Source organism: Pseudomonas sp. B611 (genome assembly GCF_055407965.1).
This window is the reverse complement of sequence record NZ_JBUZST010000021.1, coordinates 16,995-31,898: the sequence shown is the minus strand read 5'-3', so window position 1 is coordinate 31,898 and position 14,904 is coordinate 16,995. Positions and strand designations below refer to the sequence as shown.

The window sequence follows — 14,904 nt, the reverse complement described above, 5'->3', positions numbered from 1 at the left end:
CTGACCTACCGCATTCGCGAGCAAGCCCGCTCCCACATTTGGAGTTGTGCCAGGCCTGTGACACAAGCGAATTTCACACACGACCGACTCAGTGCGCGAGGAATTTGCTCAGGAACTGCTTTGTGCGTTCTTCCTTGGGGTTGGCGAACAACGCCTTGGCTTCGCCCTGCTCGACGATCACGCCCTTGTCGAAGAAGATCACCCGGTTGGCCACATCGCGCGCAAAGCTCATCTCGTGGGTGACGATGACCATGGTGCGGTTTTCTTCGGCCAGGCTGCGAATGGTCGCCAGCACTTCGCCGACCAGTTCCGGGTCGAGCGCCGAGGTGGGTTCGTCGAACAGGATCACTTCCGGCTCCATGGCCAGCGCCCGGGCAATTGCCACGCGCTGTTGCTGGCCACCCGAGAGGCGTCGCGGGTATGAGTCCTCCTTGCCGGCCAAACCGACCCGTTCCAGCAGCTTGCGCCCGAGGGCGGTCGCCGTTTCGCGGGGCATCTTCTTGACCACGATCGGGCCTTCGATGACGTTTTCCAACGCGGTACGGTGGGGGAACAGGTTGAAGTTCTGGAACACAAAACCCACGTGCTGGCGCAAGCGCCGCACCAGGCCTTGTTGCTGGTTGATCGGCCTGCTGGTGTCGATCTCGATGTCACCCACCTTGATGCGACCGCTGGTGGGTTGTTCGAGGAAATTCAGGCAGCGCAGAAAGGTGGTCTTGCCGGAGCCGCTGGGGCCGATGATGGCGATGACTTCGCCTTCCTTGACCTCCAGGTCGATGCCGTTGAGCACCACCTGGCCCTTGAATTGTTTGGTCAGTTTTTCAACCACGATCATGGGTCAAGACTCCAGGTCATGCCGGTTGACCCGGTCTTCCAGACGATTTTGCAAATGCGCCAGGATGCTCGCCAAAATCCAGTAGATCAGGGCGGCGGACAGGTACATGGTGAAGATTTCAAAGGTGCGTGCCGACACCAGTTGCGCCTGGCGGAACAGCTCGGGCACCTGGATGGTGGCGGCCAGCGCCGTGTCCTTGACCAGCGAAATAAAGCTGTTACCCAGTGGCGGCAATGCGGTGCGCATGGCCTGCGGCAGGATGGCCCGGCGCAGGGTCTGTGCGCGGGTCATGCCGATACTGGCCGCGGCTTCCCACTGGCCGCGCTCGATGGAGGCGATGGCGGCACGCAGGATTTCACAGGCGTAGGCGGCCATGTTCAGCGAAAAGCCGATCATGGCCGCCGGGATCGGATCCAGCTCGATGCCCACTTGCGGCAAGCCGTAGTAGATCAGGAACAGCTGCACCAGCAAGGGCGTGCCGCGAAAGAACGACACGTAGACTCGGGCGGTCCAGCTCAACAGCTTGAAGCGCGACAAGCGCATCAAGGCCAGGCCGAAGCCCAGCAGCAAACCGAAGAACATCCCGCCGAGGCTGAGAATCACCGTGTAATACGCGCCCTTGAGCAGAAAGGGCGCGGAGTCCAGCGCGAGTTGGAAACCTGCTTCCATTATTGAGTGACGTCAGCGGCGAAGTATTTCTCGGACAGCTTCTTCAAGGTGCCATCGGCGCGCAGCTTGTCGAGGGCCTTGTTTACCGCGTCGAGCAGCTCAGGCTCGCCTTTGCGCAGGGCAACACCGGCTTCCTGGCGCGAGAACGCAGCGCCGGCAGCGGCGGTGTCGGTGGCTTTTTTGGCGTATTCCAGGGCGGCCAGACGGTCGATCAGGATGGCGTCGGTACGGCCGATGCGCAGGTCCTGGAACTTGGTTGGGTCATCGTTGTAGGTCTTGATGATGGCTTTAGGCTGGTTGTCCTTGAGCCATTGTTCGTAGTTGGTGCCCAGGCCCACGCCGACTTTCTTGCCGGCCAGGTCGTCGGCGGTCTTGATGGTGTCGACGTTTTTCGCCAGGGTCAGCGCTTGAATGCCGGAGACGGTGTACGGCTTGGAGAAGTCGTACTTCTTCTTGCGCTCTTCGGAGATGGTCACTTGGTTGACCACAGCGTCCAGGCGCTTGGATTCCAGGGCGGCGAGGATGCCGTCCCACGGCGTGGCTTGCAGCTTGACCTTCACGCCCAGCTCCTTGGCCAGGGCTTCGGACAGTTCCACTTCGAAGCCGCTGAGCTTGCCGCTTTCATCGACAAAGCTGAACGGTGGGTAGGTGCCTTCCAGGCCGATCTTGATTTCGCCGGCTTTTTTGATGTTGTCCAACTGGTCGCCGGCAACGGCTTGGCCGATCAGGCCAGCGCCGAGGGCCAGGCCCAAAGTGCCTACCAGCAGCGTGCGACGGAATACGGAAATAGTCATGAAGAGCCCCTGTGTTTTTATGTTGAGCGAAGCAGGTGACGCAGTAGTCGTATCCTGCCTTAAAGCGCGTAGCGCGTCTTCGCCTACGGCGCGATGATAGAGCGGGTTTTTAAGACTTGAAAATAATATAAATCTAAATTGATATTCCATTTGGAAATATGCGGCAATCTAATGTGGGAGCTGGCTTGTGTGGGAGCGGGCTTGCTCGCGAAGACGGAGTGTCAGTCACCAGATGTATCGACTGATACACCGCATTCGCGAGCAAGCCCGCTCCCACACAAGCCCGCTCCCACATTTTTGATCTCTGTTCCTTCAGTTGAAGGCGGCGCCATAGGCAAACAACGCCGGCGCCCCACCGGTATGCAGGAAAATGATCGGCCCATCCTCAAACCGCTGGCGGCCGATACCGTCCAGCAAACCGGCCATGGCTTTGCCAGTGTAGACCGGGTCCAGCAGCAAGCCTTCCTGGCTGGCCAGCAGCTTGATCGCCGCCAGGGTGCCGGCATTCGGCTCGCCATAGCGTGGGCCGAAGTATTCATCCCAGAGGATCACCTTGAACGCCTCGGGAATCGCCACGCCGAGCAACTCGGCGGTGCGCTCGGCCAAGCCTTCGACCTTCGGGCGCTGGGCCTCGTCGGTGCGCGAGACGGTGACGCCAACCACCGGTAAATCCGGCAGCACTTCGCTCAACGCCAGCGCCAGGCCGCTGTGGGTGCCGGCGCTGCCGGAGGCCAGGACCACGGCGGCGAACTCGATCCCGCTGGCTTCGATCTGCGCGGCCAGCTCCAGGCCGGCACGCACGTAACCGAGGGCGCCGAGGGCGTTGGAACCGCCGATGGGCACCAGGTACGGCTTCTTGCCGTTGCTGCGCAGGCGCTCAGCGAGGGCGTGGAGTTGGTCGTCGGCGTTGTCGAGGTTCTCGACCAATTCGACCTTGGCGTCGAACAAGTCCAGCAACAGGCGGTTGCCGTTGCCCAGGTAGTTGGGGTCTTCGGTGCCGGTGGGGTTTTCCAGCAGCGCGACGCAGCCCAGGCCGAGCTTGGCGGCCAGCGCGGCAGTTTGGCGCACATGGTTGGACTGGATTGCGCCGGCGGTCACCAGGGTGTCAGCGCCTTGGGCGATGGCATCGGCGGCGAGGTATTCGAGCTTGCGCAGCTTGTTGCCGCCCATCGCCAGGGGCGTGGTGTCATCGCGCTTGACGTAGATGTCGCGGCCCAGCCAGGCCGACAGCCGTTCGAGTTTTTCCAGGGCAGTGGCGCCGCCCAGCAGTTCCAGGCGGTCAAAGCGGTCGAGCTGTTGTTTGATCATGGCTACGCACGGTTGCTAAGTGATGGGGCGACTATAGGCAGGCACTTTTCATCGGGCAACCGCCAATCGCTTATGCCGGACAGTTCTTAGCATCGCACCATTGGTTCTTAAGGGCGGCCCGCCTGCATACCGTAAAGTGATGGCCATTTCGTCAGGAGTGAATACCGTGAGTGAGCGTTCCAGTCATTGGCAGTTACAGACCATCGTCAGCCAGTTGCGCGGCGCCCGGGACCAGTGGCGAACGCGCAATGGCCGCCTGAGCGGCGAGCATGGCGGGCGCGAGTTGCCGTCGCGCGAGGCGGTGGCGCAGATCCTTGAGTCGCTGTGCGGTGCGCTGTTCCCCATGCGCCTGGGGCCGGTGGATTTGCGTGAGGAAAGTGAGGACTTCTACGTCGGCCATACCCTCGATGTCGCGCTCAATGCCCTGCTGGCCCAGGCCCGCCTGGAACTGCGCTACGCCGCCCGCCAGAGCGGCCAGGATGACGGCAGCGTGGACGCCCATGCCATCCGCCTGATCCAGGATTTTGCCCTGGCCTTGCCGTCCCTGCGCAGCCTGCTGGACACCGATGTGCTGGCCGCCTACCACGGCGACCCGGCCGCGCGCAGCGTGGACGAAGTGCTGCTGTGCTACCCCGGTATCCTCGCGGTGATTCACCATCGTCTGGCGCATCACCTGTACCGCGCCGGGTTGCCGCTGTTGGCGCGCATCAGTGCGGAAATCGCCCATTCGGCGACGGGGATCGATATCCACCCCGGCGCGCAGATCGGCCCGAGCTTTTTTATCGACCACGGGACCGGCGTGGTGATCGGCGAAACCGCGATCATCGGCGAGCGCGTGCGCATCTACCAGGCCGTGACCCTGGGCGCCAAACGCTTCCCGGCCGATGAAGACGGGCAGTTGCAAAAAGGCCACCCACGCCACCCGATTGTCGAGGATGACGTGGTGATCTACGCCGGGGCGACGATTCTGGGGCGCATCACCATCGGCCAGGGCTCGACCATCGGCGGCAACGTGTGGCTGACCCGCAGCGTACCGAGCGGGGCGAATATCACCCAGGCCAATCTGCAGCATGATGACGGCTCGCAAAAGTAAGCCCGTCACTCATACAGCCGCGCCAGTGACAGGCGCGTCTGCTCGCGCAGCCATTCCTTGCGGCGCTCCGCCAGGTCATTGAAGAGTTGGTCGTACAACGCTTCGGACATGACTTGGTCGGGAGCGACGCGATCGCCGATTTGCAACTGTTCCACCAAGTCTTTGAGTGAAGCCAACTGTTGCGCTTTTTGCGCGCCATCAGGGGCCTGGGCATAGGTTTTTTGCGCGTCGTGCAGATGATCGAGGAGACTCAACTGCTGGTCGATGCTTTCTTCATTGGCTTGATAACCTTGCGCGTAATGCTCCTTCAGGAAGGCTTCCCAGTAGGGTTCCTGCAGCATCTGGTTCACCAGTCCGTCGCCCTCGCTAAGGGTTTTCACGGCGTCGTAGGCCAAGTTGATGGAGCTTTTCGGCACATTGGCTGTGTCGCGATACACCATGTTGTCACTGACCCAAGGCAGTTCGAGGCGGTTCGACAGGCGCGTCTGATAGGCGAGGTAGACACCCACTTCGTCCACGCTGCCGGGTTGGCCATCGACCACGTGGCTGGTCAGTCGCAAGCCCTTGCCGCCCTGGTCAAGCGGTTTGAGGCGGTCGGCGACGTCGGCGCGGACCACGTCGTTCAATAGTTTGAGACGCGCGGCGCCCTTCGCGAGCTTGACCAGTTGGTCTTCGCGTTCGGCGGGTGTGCGGCTGTAAAGCCGAGCCTGGTGCGCCGTGACCTGGATGCCCATCTCGGTGAAGATCTGGCTGCCGGCATCGGGGCACAGGCCGGGGAAACTCGACAGCCGGAACAACACCTGACGCAAGTTCGCGTCGTTGTGCATGCTCGACAGCATGTAGCGCACCTGGGAGGTCAGGATCTGGCGGTTGCGTTCATACCGCAGCTCGTCGACCGGGTCTTCGAAAAACTCCGGGGGTTCCAGCGTCTTGATAACTTCGAAAAACCCTTGTGAGCCGTTCTCCTCTTCCAGTTCTGCCCAGATTGTGTCGAAGCGCCTCTGGTTGTCGGCGTCCAGGTCGGCGGTCCAGAAGTCGGACTCGCCTTTAGGCGGGTAGGTGCGATACGGGTCTAGCCCGAGGGCGATTTTATGCTCGTCCCAAAGGTCCCGAGCTGTTGCGCTCAGGGTGGCGCGGTCCAGTCGCGCATACACGACGATGAAGGCCTCGTCGGAGCCCTTGGTGACCTCTGGAATGGTCGTGATGGGGTTGCCCTGCAGATGCAGCACAAACAGCGCGCCACGTTCCTGCGCAAACAGCCCCACTGGCCATTCGCTGATCCCGGTGCGGGACAGATCCAGCTCCTCAAGGTCGGGCATTCTGCTGATATCCGGCGCCCGGCCCAATGGGTTCTGCGCCAGGTCGATCAGGCGTAGTCGTGACAATTGCCGCAGCTGTTGCACTGCGGCATCGTCCAGGACAATCTGATTGCCGCTCAGATCAATCGCCCTGAGCTGGCGCATTGCGGCAACCGGCTCGGGCAGTTTGTCCAGATGGTTATCCGACAGATCAAGCTCTTTGAGATTGGGAAAGCGTTGCAGGAACGCGCTGTGTTCCGGATTTAAGGCGCAGTCCTTCATGTACAGGTGCGAGACGTGCGTCATCTCAATGGGCAGCACGGGCAGCTCGTGGGACCACTCCACTTCACTCAAATCCAGAATGACGTTTTTGTCGGTGGGGCCATATCGGTCGTGCAGCTTGGTGTAGCTGTCACGCCAGGCGTCTTTTAACTTGCGCGCCAGCCGGGTTCTGACGTTGCGTGTGACGGCTTCCAGGCGGCTTTGTGCAGGCCACGGGGTGGGCGCGTTCACATAAGCGTCCAGCGCGCGTTCAAGCACCTTGCCTTCTCGCTCTACATGCTCCAACTGCGCCAGCCCCTCCGGCGTTTCGGCGTGCAGTGCAAAGTGCTTTACGCCTTGTTCGGACATCTGCGGCAGCCAATGCTTGATGCGCCCGCGCAGTGTCACGGGTGTGACCTCGGCTGCGCGCAGGCTGCTGCTGTTACCGCCGCCGAGCAGCGTCAGCGTCCCGGTGTGCGCGCGCGCGGGGATCGGCGGTTCGCTCAGGATCAACCGGCGCGTGGCGGGGGGCGCGTTTTTTTCGATCAGCCATGTGCGCAGCTTGTGGCCGTCGGCGAAGGCTTTCTCGGCCGGCAACGCTTGGAACACCGCGCTGTAAAAATCCGTGGCGCCGTGGATCAGTTTGCCCTGAGGGTCGAACACCCGGTACAGGCCTTTGCGGTTGCGCACCAGGATCCTGATGTCTGCGGCGTCCTCGGCACCGACCTGGGTGCGCAGTTCGCCCCGGTAGGTGCGTTCACGCACCTGGATGCGCAGATTTGCCAACCCGTCGGAGTAGATCCTGAGGGTATTGAGTGCCAGGTTTTCGGTGTGCACCGACGGTATCTTGCCGTGAAAGATCTGCTCGAACATGCGCGAGCTGGCCGCTTCGAAATCCAGCTCGCGGGCCTGGTTTTTTACCGCCAGCGGCAGGCGTTGCGACTCGTCCATCACCCGCAGGTCACGCCGTCGGGTATGGTGCACCAAGCGCTGGGCGATGCTCAGGGGGAGGTCAGGGTAATGGCTGCGCAGCAACTGGATGCGGGGGTCGCTGCTGCTCTCCTGGCGGGCGTAGAGGTTGTGCGCGAGGGTGTCGCTTTGCTGTTCCACATACGCGGCCAACAGGTCGCGCAGGGCCTGCGCGCGCTCTTCTTCTGGCAGCGCTTTGCCGAGCAGTCGGGCCAGTTGTGGCTCATCCAGAAACGCCACGACCTTTTCCGCCAAGCGGCCCGACATGATGTCGCTGATGCCGACGTGTAATGCATCAGCACCTTGCGCCTTGGCATTGCCGTAGCGGCGGGGGTCGCCGCTCAAGTCAGTGCGTGGATACACCAGCAAGGCCTTGTCGCGGGGCCAGCCGTCCAGTTCGGTGACCATTTGCTCGAACCAGTCGGCCGCCGGCTCCAGGGTCTGCCCGGCACGCACCGTGTCGGCGGCGTTGCTGATCTGCTTTTCACTGTTGAAACGTTTGAGTGTATCGGCCAGCAAGGGCGGGGTCGGCTCATTGTTGAGGTACATATGGCGCAAGGCGCCGAACTCCACGCCGCTGATCAGCCGCACCTGTTCCAGCTCGCCGGCGCTCAGGCCGTGGGTCTGCGGCCCCAGGCGCCGCAGCAGGCGCGCGTTGTTCCAGGTGCGCGGTTGCTCGCCGGCGAACACACAGGCGCCGCTGCCGTTGAGTATCGCGGGCGGTCGGTAGGCGTCGGCCCGCTTGGGGTGGGCGAGGTGGAACCCTTGGGTGATGGGATCTTGGCGCACTTCGTAGCGCTGGTTTTCGACCTTGGCGATCTGCTTGCCCTGATGGTGGTGCAGGCCGTTTTCTTCTGGCACATGCCCGCTGGGCAAGCGCAGGTTGATCTGTTGGTAAGGCGTCAGGTCCGGGTTCCACAGGCGCGTTTCGCCTCGTGGTGTTTGTACTGGTCGCAGGTGCTCGATGAACGCGGAGAACTTCACCTTGGTGATCTCGCCGAGGCCGCCGCCGACGTGGAACAGGGCCAGTTGCAGCACATTGTCGGCGACTGCCACCAGGTGCTCCCAGCCTTCGCGTTGCAAGCCTTCGGCCCAATCGACGATGCCTTCGAATACGTCGTCGAGCATTTGGTAAGCGGTGTAGGCCAGCATTAACTCGCCCAGTACGGGCACAAAAGGCGTAGCCACCAGCAGCGCAGCGTTGAGGACGTCGGAGAGCATTTTTTCCAGGTTGTCCCACCAGGCCCAGCGTGCCATACGGTCGGCGTAGTCGGTGGCGATGGCGATTTCCCGGGCGTCATTGACCACTTGATTCAGCTTCGCCCGGTAGAGGTAATGCCAGAGGTTGTTCTGGTGGGGGTCGTTGATGCGGTTTTGCGTGTCGTCGCGAATGGCCTGGGTGCGAAATTGCAGGTTGGGCGCCTCCACCGGGTCTGGGCGCCAGTTGGGGCGGCTGTCCCCGGGTGTCTTGGCATGCCAGCGCACGGTGGCGAGCAGCGTGTTGAGCTGGGAGAAGAAACGGCCGCGTTCCTTGTGGGCCACGAACCGGCTGAAAAACTGTTGGTAGCTGGGGCGTGACAGGTCCGCCGGCGGCGTGCGGTCACGCAATTGGCCGGTCAGCTCTTTGATGAAGGCTTGGGAGGACGGGTATTCCTTCAATGGATGGGCGGGGTCTTCGGGGATGTACACCACAATCCGGTTGGGCCGCGCGTCCAGCTGTATGGGGGCGATGACCAGGATGCCGGTCAGGCGCGTGCCCAGCAGGTCCAGGGTGTACAGATCGACGGTTTGCCCCGCCAGTTGCAGCGCGCCGTCCCTGCGCAGCAGGGTCTGGATGAGGGCATGGCTGTCTGTGGCGATGTCTTTTCTGGCCAGAGCCATGTGCGCAGCGCTGTTAAGGGCAGCCTTCAGGTTGGTGATGAGGGTCTGGCGCAGCGCGACGGCAACCGAGGCGTTATCGAAGCCGAGCACCGTCGTGAGGTGTTGCTGGTAGCGCGCGCCGATATCCAGCTTGCGGCACAGGGCCTTGAAGGTTTCGGCGGTCAAGCGCTGGCCGGTCACTGCGTGGGATAAGGTCAGGATCTCGCGCTGCCCTCGGGCATCCGCGGGAGCGAGGAACGCGTAATCGGCGAAGGTTTCAGCGGCAGAAAAATTATGCAGCGCGGCTTCCAGCAAGGTGCTCGTGCGGGTACTCACCCCCGGCTGCACATTGATTGCCCACCACGGCAATCTGGCCGGGGCATACAGACGGATCGAGGTGCGCAGTACATCGATATTGCCGTAGTCGCGCAGGGCGTTTTTCAGCAAGGGCTCGGCGAATGCCTTGAGGTCGTTGAGCGTGGCGAGTGACTTGTCCACGCGATCCTGGCTGGCCCAATGGTTGGCGATTGCCTGTTTGAATGCCCGCCGTCGGGCGACGACGGGCGCATGGCGATGCAATTCGGCGATATCGGGGGAGTGCTGCGCCAATGCCTTGAGGCGCTGCGGCGAGGTGCCGGGCAACCAGCGCGGTAGCCGTTGCTGGATGAAGTCAAAATGAATCGGTGTTTCAGACATGGTGCGATGACCTTTCGAAGGTGCCTGGGTCATGCGATTGTGTTGAGCCTGCCTGTTGGAAAACCGCACATATTGCTCGGCGTTGTATGAAGAATCCGAAAAATTGTGCTGAACGTTTTGTTAGCGCCACCCGTCATACCCATCCTTGAGCTAGTGTAGGAATTGTCTACCGCTCAGCCCTGCGATTAGTCCCGAACCGCCTATCCATGTTTAACTTGAATGCTCGTTCAAGTTAAACCCGGTGGTTCGCTGCCCGCTCACAACAGGAGGCTTACCTTTGCTGAGTCCGTTTTTTACAGCCACATCCCTCACCCTCGGGGTGCATCGTTCATGAGTGCATCGTCCACCCCACCCAGCGGCCTGGTGCGCATGAATGCGCCGGTCTTCTACTTCGCCGCTACGTTCATTCTGCTGTTCGGCCTGATTGTCATCGCGATCCCACAACAGGCCGGTGCCTGGTTGCTGGCCGCGCAAAACTGGGCGGCCAATACGGTCGGCTGGTACTACATGCTGGCGATGACCCTGTATCTGGTCTTCGTGGTGGTCACCGCGTTATCAGGCTACGGCAAGATAAAACTCGGTGCCGACCACGACGAGCCCGAATTCAGTTACCTGTCCTGGGCCGGCATGCTGTTCGCCGCCGGGATCAGCATCACGCTGTTTTTCTTCTGCGTGTCCGAGCCGCTGACGCACCTGGTGCAACCGCCCCAAGGCGCGCCGATGAACGCCGACGCCGCGCGCCAGGCCATGCAGATCCTGTTCCTGCACTGGGGCCTGCACGGCTGGGGCGTGTTCGCGTTTGTCGGCATGGCCCTGGCGTATTTCGCCTACCGGCATAACCTGCCGCTGGCGTTGCGTTCGGCGCTGTATCCGCTGATCGGCAAGCGCATCAACGGCCCCATCGGTTATGCGGTGGATGGCTTCGGCATCATCGCCACGGTGTTTGGCCTGGGGGCCGACATGGGCTTTGGGGTGCTGCACCTCAACTCCGGTCTCGATTACCTGTTCGGCATCGCCCATACCCAATGGATTCAGGTCGGCCTGATCACCTTGATGATGGGCGCGGCGATTATTGTCGCGGTGGCCGGCGTCGATAAGGGCGTGCGGGTGATGTCCGATATCAACATGCTGCTGGCCTGCGCGCTGCTGCTGTTTGTGTTGTTCGCCGGGCCCACCCAGCATTTGCTCAACACCCTGATCCAGAACCTTGGCGACTACCTGGGCGCCTTGCCGACCAAGAGTTTCGACGTGTACGCCTACGACAAACCCAGCGACTGGCTGGGCGGTTGGACGGTGTTCTACTGGGCCTGGTGGATCGCATGGTCGCCGTTCGTGGGCCTGTTTATCGCGCGTATTTCCCGTGGCCGCACCATCCGCGAATTCGTGTTTGGCGTGCTGCTGATCCCGCTGGGTTTCACCCTGGCGTGGATGTCGATTTTCGGCAACAGCGCCATCGATCAGGTGCTCAACCACGGCATGGCCGCGCTCGGCCAGTCGGCCATCGACAACCCGTCGATGAGCCTCTACCTGCTGCTGGAAACCTACCCGTGGAGCAAGACCGTGATCGCGGTCACGGTGTTTATCAGCTTTGTGTTCTTCGTCACCTCGGCCGACTCTGGCACGGTGGTGCTGTCCACGCTGTCGTCCAAGGGCGGCAATGCCGATGAAGACGGGCCGAAATGGCTGCGGGTGTTCTGGGGCGTGATGACCGGACTGGTCACCAGCGCGTTGCTGTTTGCTGGCAGCATCGATTCGCTGAAGTCCGCCGTGGTGCTGACCTCGTTGCCGTTCTCGCTGATCCTGCTGTTGATGATGTGGGGGCTGCACAAGGCGTTCTATCTGGAGTCCCAGAAGCAGATCGCGCAGCTGCATTCGCTGGCACCGGTCTCGGCCTCGCGCAGGGGCCGTGGCGGGTGGCGCCAGCGCTTGAGCCAGGCCGTGCACTTCCCGTCGCGGGATGAGGTGTACCGTTTCCTTGAATCGACGGTGCGCCCGGCGATCGAAGAAGTGACGGCGGTGTTTGTCGAGAAGGGCCTGAATGTGACGACCCAGCCCGACCCGTCCAACGACAGTGTCAGCCTGGAAATCGGCCATGGTGAGGAACATCCGTTCATCTACCAGGTGCAGATGCGCGGCTACTTCACACCGTCGTTTGCCCGTGGCGGCATGGGTTCCAAAGAGCTCAACAACCGCCGCTACTACCGGGCGGAAGTGCACTTGGCCGAGGGCAGCCAGGACTACGATCTGGTGGGCTACACCAAGGAGCAGATCATCAACGACATCCTCGATCAGTACGAGCGGCACTTGCAGTTCCTGCATTTGGTGCGCTGATAGCTGGCTTGTGAAGTCTGCTTTTTGTGGGAGGGGGCACCCTCCCACAAAAAACCTCGCAAAGCCCTGATCTACGGGGCTTTCATGAATTTAATTTCATCCGTCGCACGCCGGTTTTGACGCGCAACTGTCATCTGTCCACTGCGTAATTGTGTGAAGCGTTTGACGCTTTCATTTCAGAACAGTGACGGAGACCGGTACCAATGAAGACGTTATTAAGCCCTATGGTGGGTGCCGCCATGGCGAGCTTTATGCTGTCCGCCCATGCCGATTTTATCGATGACAGCCACGCCGACGTGACCCTGCTCAATCGCTATCTCAACCAGCAGGGGCGCGATGTAGTGAACAGCAACGCCAAGGCCCACAGCATTCGCGATTGGGGCCAGGGGTTCGAGTTCAACTTCAAGTCCGGTTACACCGAAGGGCCGGTGGGTTTTGGCCTCGACTTGCAGGCGTTCTACGGGTTGAAGCTGGATTCCGGTGGCGACCTCAACGACAAGGATCACCAGAGCCGCTACCCCGGCAGCATGTTCCCCCTGGACAACGGCAAATCCGCCGACCAGTTCGGCGTACTCAGCCCGACGTTCAAGATGCGCTTCGCCAAGGATGAACTGCGCGTGGGCACGCTGTACGGCAACAACCCGGTGCTGGCCAACACTGACGGGCGCCTGTACCAGCAGACCAATACGGGTGTTCAGCTGGTGTCCAAGGACCTCAGCGATTTCACCTTTACCGGTGGCGATATCTTCAAGACCAAGATCCGCAACGAAACCGGCGACCAGGGCATGATCACCGCGGGCGGTACCAAAGAGAGTGATCGCTTCCTGTTCGGCGGCGCCGACTACACCGGCATCCAGAACACCACGGTGAGCCTGTGGTATTCGAACCTTGAGGATTACTACCAGCAGTTCTTCGTGGGCGCCAAGCGCCATGACGCCTTGTCGGTGGGCGCGCTCGATACCGACGTGCGCGTGTTCCGCAGCCTGGGTGTGGGCGGTAACGCCGACGGTGAAAAAGACTACGCAGCCAGCGGTCTTTATGGCGATGGCGTGAACAAGGGGCGCATCAACCAGACCACCGCCAGCTTGCTGGAGAGCTACAGCCTGGACGGCCACACCGTCGGCCTGGGCATCCAGAAAAACAGCGGCGAAAGTGACTTCCCCTACCTCGACTCCGGCCTGAACAGCGGCGATAACCGCCAGGGCCCTGGCTCAGGCGCCGATACGCCGGCACTGACCAACATGCAGTTGAACAAATTCCAGCACGCTGGCGAACGCACCTGGCTGGCGCAGTACAAATATGACTTGGGCAAACTCGGCGTACCCGGCCTGACCTTCTCGGCGGCGTACGCCCACGGTGATGACATCCGCACCGCACAAGGCACCACCAGCGAATGGGAACGCAACGTGGCCGTGGCGTATCAAGTGCCCACCGGCACCCTCAAAGGCCTCGGTGTGACCTGGAAAAATGCCCACGCCAGCCCGGACATTACCGGCGCCACCGTGCAGGATGAAAACCGCTTTTATGTCAGCTACGTCGTTCCACTCTGGTAGGAAATTGCTGTAAAACGGAAGGGCAGACTTAAGCGATTCAGCTGGTTAAAAGGCCTGGGAATAAGGTTATTCCCAGGCCTTATTTGCCCTAAGCCCAGAGAGGATTCGATGACGTACATTGCTGCCGAAAACCGCTATGAATCTATCCCGTATCGCCGCGTAGGCCGCAGTGGATTGGTGCTGCCTGCACTGTCCCTGGGGCTGTGGCACAACTTTGGCGACAGCACTCCGATCGACACCCAGCGCGCCCTGCTGCGTACCGCGTTCGACCTCGGTATCAACCACTTCGACCTGGCCAACAACTACGGCCCGCCGTACGGCAGCGCCGAGATCAATTTCGGCCGTTTGCTGCGCGAAGATTTCAAGCATTACCGCGATGAGCTGATCATCTCCAGCAAGGCCGGTTGGGACATGTGGCCCGGCCCTTACGGCCAGGGCGGCGGCTCGCGCAAATACATCCTCGCGAGCCTGGACCAGAGCCTGCAACGCCTGGGCGTCGACTATGTGGACATCTTCTACTCTCACCGTTTTGACGCCGACACCCCACTGGAAGAAACCGCCAGCGCCCTCGCTACCGCCGTGCAACAGGGCAAGGCGTTGTACATCGGTATCTCGTCCTACTCCGGGGTGAAAACCCGCGAAATCGCCGCCCTGCTCAAAGAGTGGAAAGTGCCGCTGCTGATCCACCAGCCGGCCTACAACCTGCTCAACCGCTGGGTGGAAAAAGACCTGTTGGACACCACCGAAGAACTCGGCGCCGGGGTGATTGCGTTCACGCCATTGGCCCAGGGTTTGTTGACCGACAAATACCTCAACGGCGTACCGGCGGATGCGCGGGTGAACCGCCCGGGTGGTGGTTCGTTGCAGGCCAAGCACTTGTCCGAAGCCAACATCGCCCACGTGCGTGCACTGAACGAAATCGCCCAGCGTCGTGGCCAGAGCCTGGCGCAATTGGCGTTGGCGTGGACGCTGCGTGATCCACGGGTGACCAGTGCGCTGATCGGTGCCAGTCGGCCGGAGCAGATCATCGAGAACGTTGGGGCGTTGAAGAATCTGCATTTCAGCGCAGAAGAATTGGCGGAGATCGACCGATTTGCCCAGGAAGGCGGGATCAACCTGTGGGAAAAACCATCCACCGCTGAATAAGCGGCAGGCAGTACGCGGTCAATGTGGGAGCGGGCTTGCTCGCGAAGGCGGTGTGTCAGTTGATGAAAGTGCTGGCTGACACGCCGCTATC

Annotated in this window: 9 protein-coding genes; 4 read left to right on the top strand and 5 right to left on the bottom strand. The window is 61.5% G+C overall.

Annotation, left to right across the window (positions count from 1 at the left end):
- Positions 1 to 88: 88 nt before the first annotated feature.
- The 4 genes from tcyN to ACZRMO_RS26610 all read right to left on the bottom strand — a co-directional run bounded on the left by tcyN (position 89) and on the right by ACZRMO_RS26610 (position 3,606).
- Positions 89 to 835 (bottom strand): L-cystine ABC transporter ATP-binding protein TcyN, encoded by a 747-nt coding sequence (gene tcyN / locus ACZRMO_RS26625; RefSeq protein WP_463974820.1) that lies wholly within the window; start codon positions 833 to 835, stop codon positions 89 to 91.
- Positions 836 to 838: 3 nt separating this feature from the next.
- Complete coding sequence (gene tcyL / locus ACZRMO_RS26620) at positions 839 to 1,504, bottom strand: cystine ABC transporter permease (protein WP_003187646.1); 666 nt, start codon at positions 1,502 to 1,504, stop codon at positions 839 to 841.
- On the bottom strand, positions 1,504 to 2,298 hold the full coding sequence (tcyJ, locus tag ACZRMO_RS26615) for a cystine ABC transporter substrate-binding protein (protein WP_017734621.1): 795 nt from the start codon (positions 2,296 to 2,298) through the stop codon (positions 1,504 to 1,506). The genes tcyL and tcyJ overlap by 1 nt, the downstream gene beginning before the upstream one ends.
- 312 nt (positions 2,299 to 2,610) lie before the next feature.
- Positions 2,611 to 3,606, bottom strand: a complete 996-nt coding sequence (locus tag ACZRMO_RS26610) for a D-cysteine desulfhydrase (protein WP_463974819.1) — start codon at positions 3,604 to 3,606, stop codon at positions 2,611 to 2,613.
- A 166-nt stretch (positions 3,607 to 3,772) separates the two neighbouring features.
- Here ACZRMO_RS26610 and epsC point away from each other — a divergent pair, with 166 nt between their 5' ends.
- The gene (gene epsC / locus ACZRMO_RS26605) at positions 3,773 to 4,699 is read left to right on the top strand and encodes a serine O-acetyltransferase EpsC (protein WP_463974818.1); all 927 of its coding nucleotides are present in this window, start codon (positions 3,773 to 3,775) and stop codon (positions 4,697 to 4,699) included.
- A gap of 5 nt (positions 4,700 to 4,704) precedes the next feature.
- Here the strand turns inward: epsC and ACZRMO_RS26600 are convergent, their stop codons facing one another.
- Positions 4,705 to 9,783, bottom strand: a complete 5,079-nt coding sequence (locus ACZRMO_RS26600) for a dermonecrotic toxin domain-containing protein (RefSeq protein WP_463974817.1) — start codon at positions 9,781 to 9,783, stop codon at positions 4,705 to 4,707.
- Between the two features lie 369 nt (positions 9,784 to 10,152).
- Here ACZRMO_RS26600 and betT point away from each other — a divergent pair, with 369 nt between their 5' ends.
- From betT to mgrA, 3 genes are all read left to right on the top strand, one after another.
- Complete coding sequence (gene betT, locus ACZRMO_RS26595; RefSeq protein WP_017734617.1) at positions 10,153 to 12,114, top strand: choline transporter BetT; 1,962 nt, start codon at positions 10,153 to 10,155, stop codon at positions 12,112 to 12,114.
- A gap of 224 nt (positions 12,115 to 12,338) precedes the next feature.
- Positions 12,339 to 13,667 carry an OprD family outer membrane porin gene (locus tag ACZRMO_RS26590; protein ID WP_463974863.1) on the top strand — a complete coding sequence of 443 codons (1,329 nt, stop codon included), beginning with the start codon at positions 12,339 to 12,341 and terminating at the stop codon, positions 13,665 to 13,667.
- Positions 13,668 to 13,775: 108 nt separating this feature from the next.
- Entirely contained in the window at positions 13,776 to 14,813 is a 1,038-nt protein-coding gene (gene mgrA / locus ACZRMO_RS26585; protein WP_124526217.1) for an L-glyceraldehyde 3-phosphate reductase, read from the top strand.
- Positions 14,814 to 14,904: the final 91 nt, after the last annotated feature.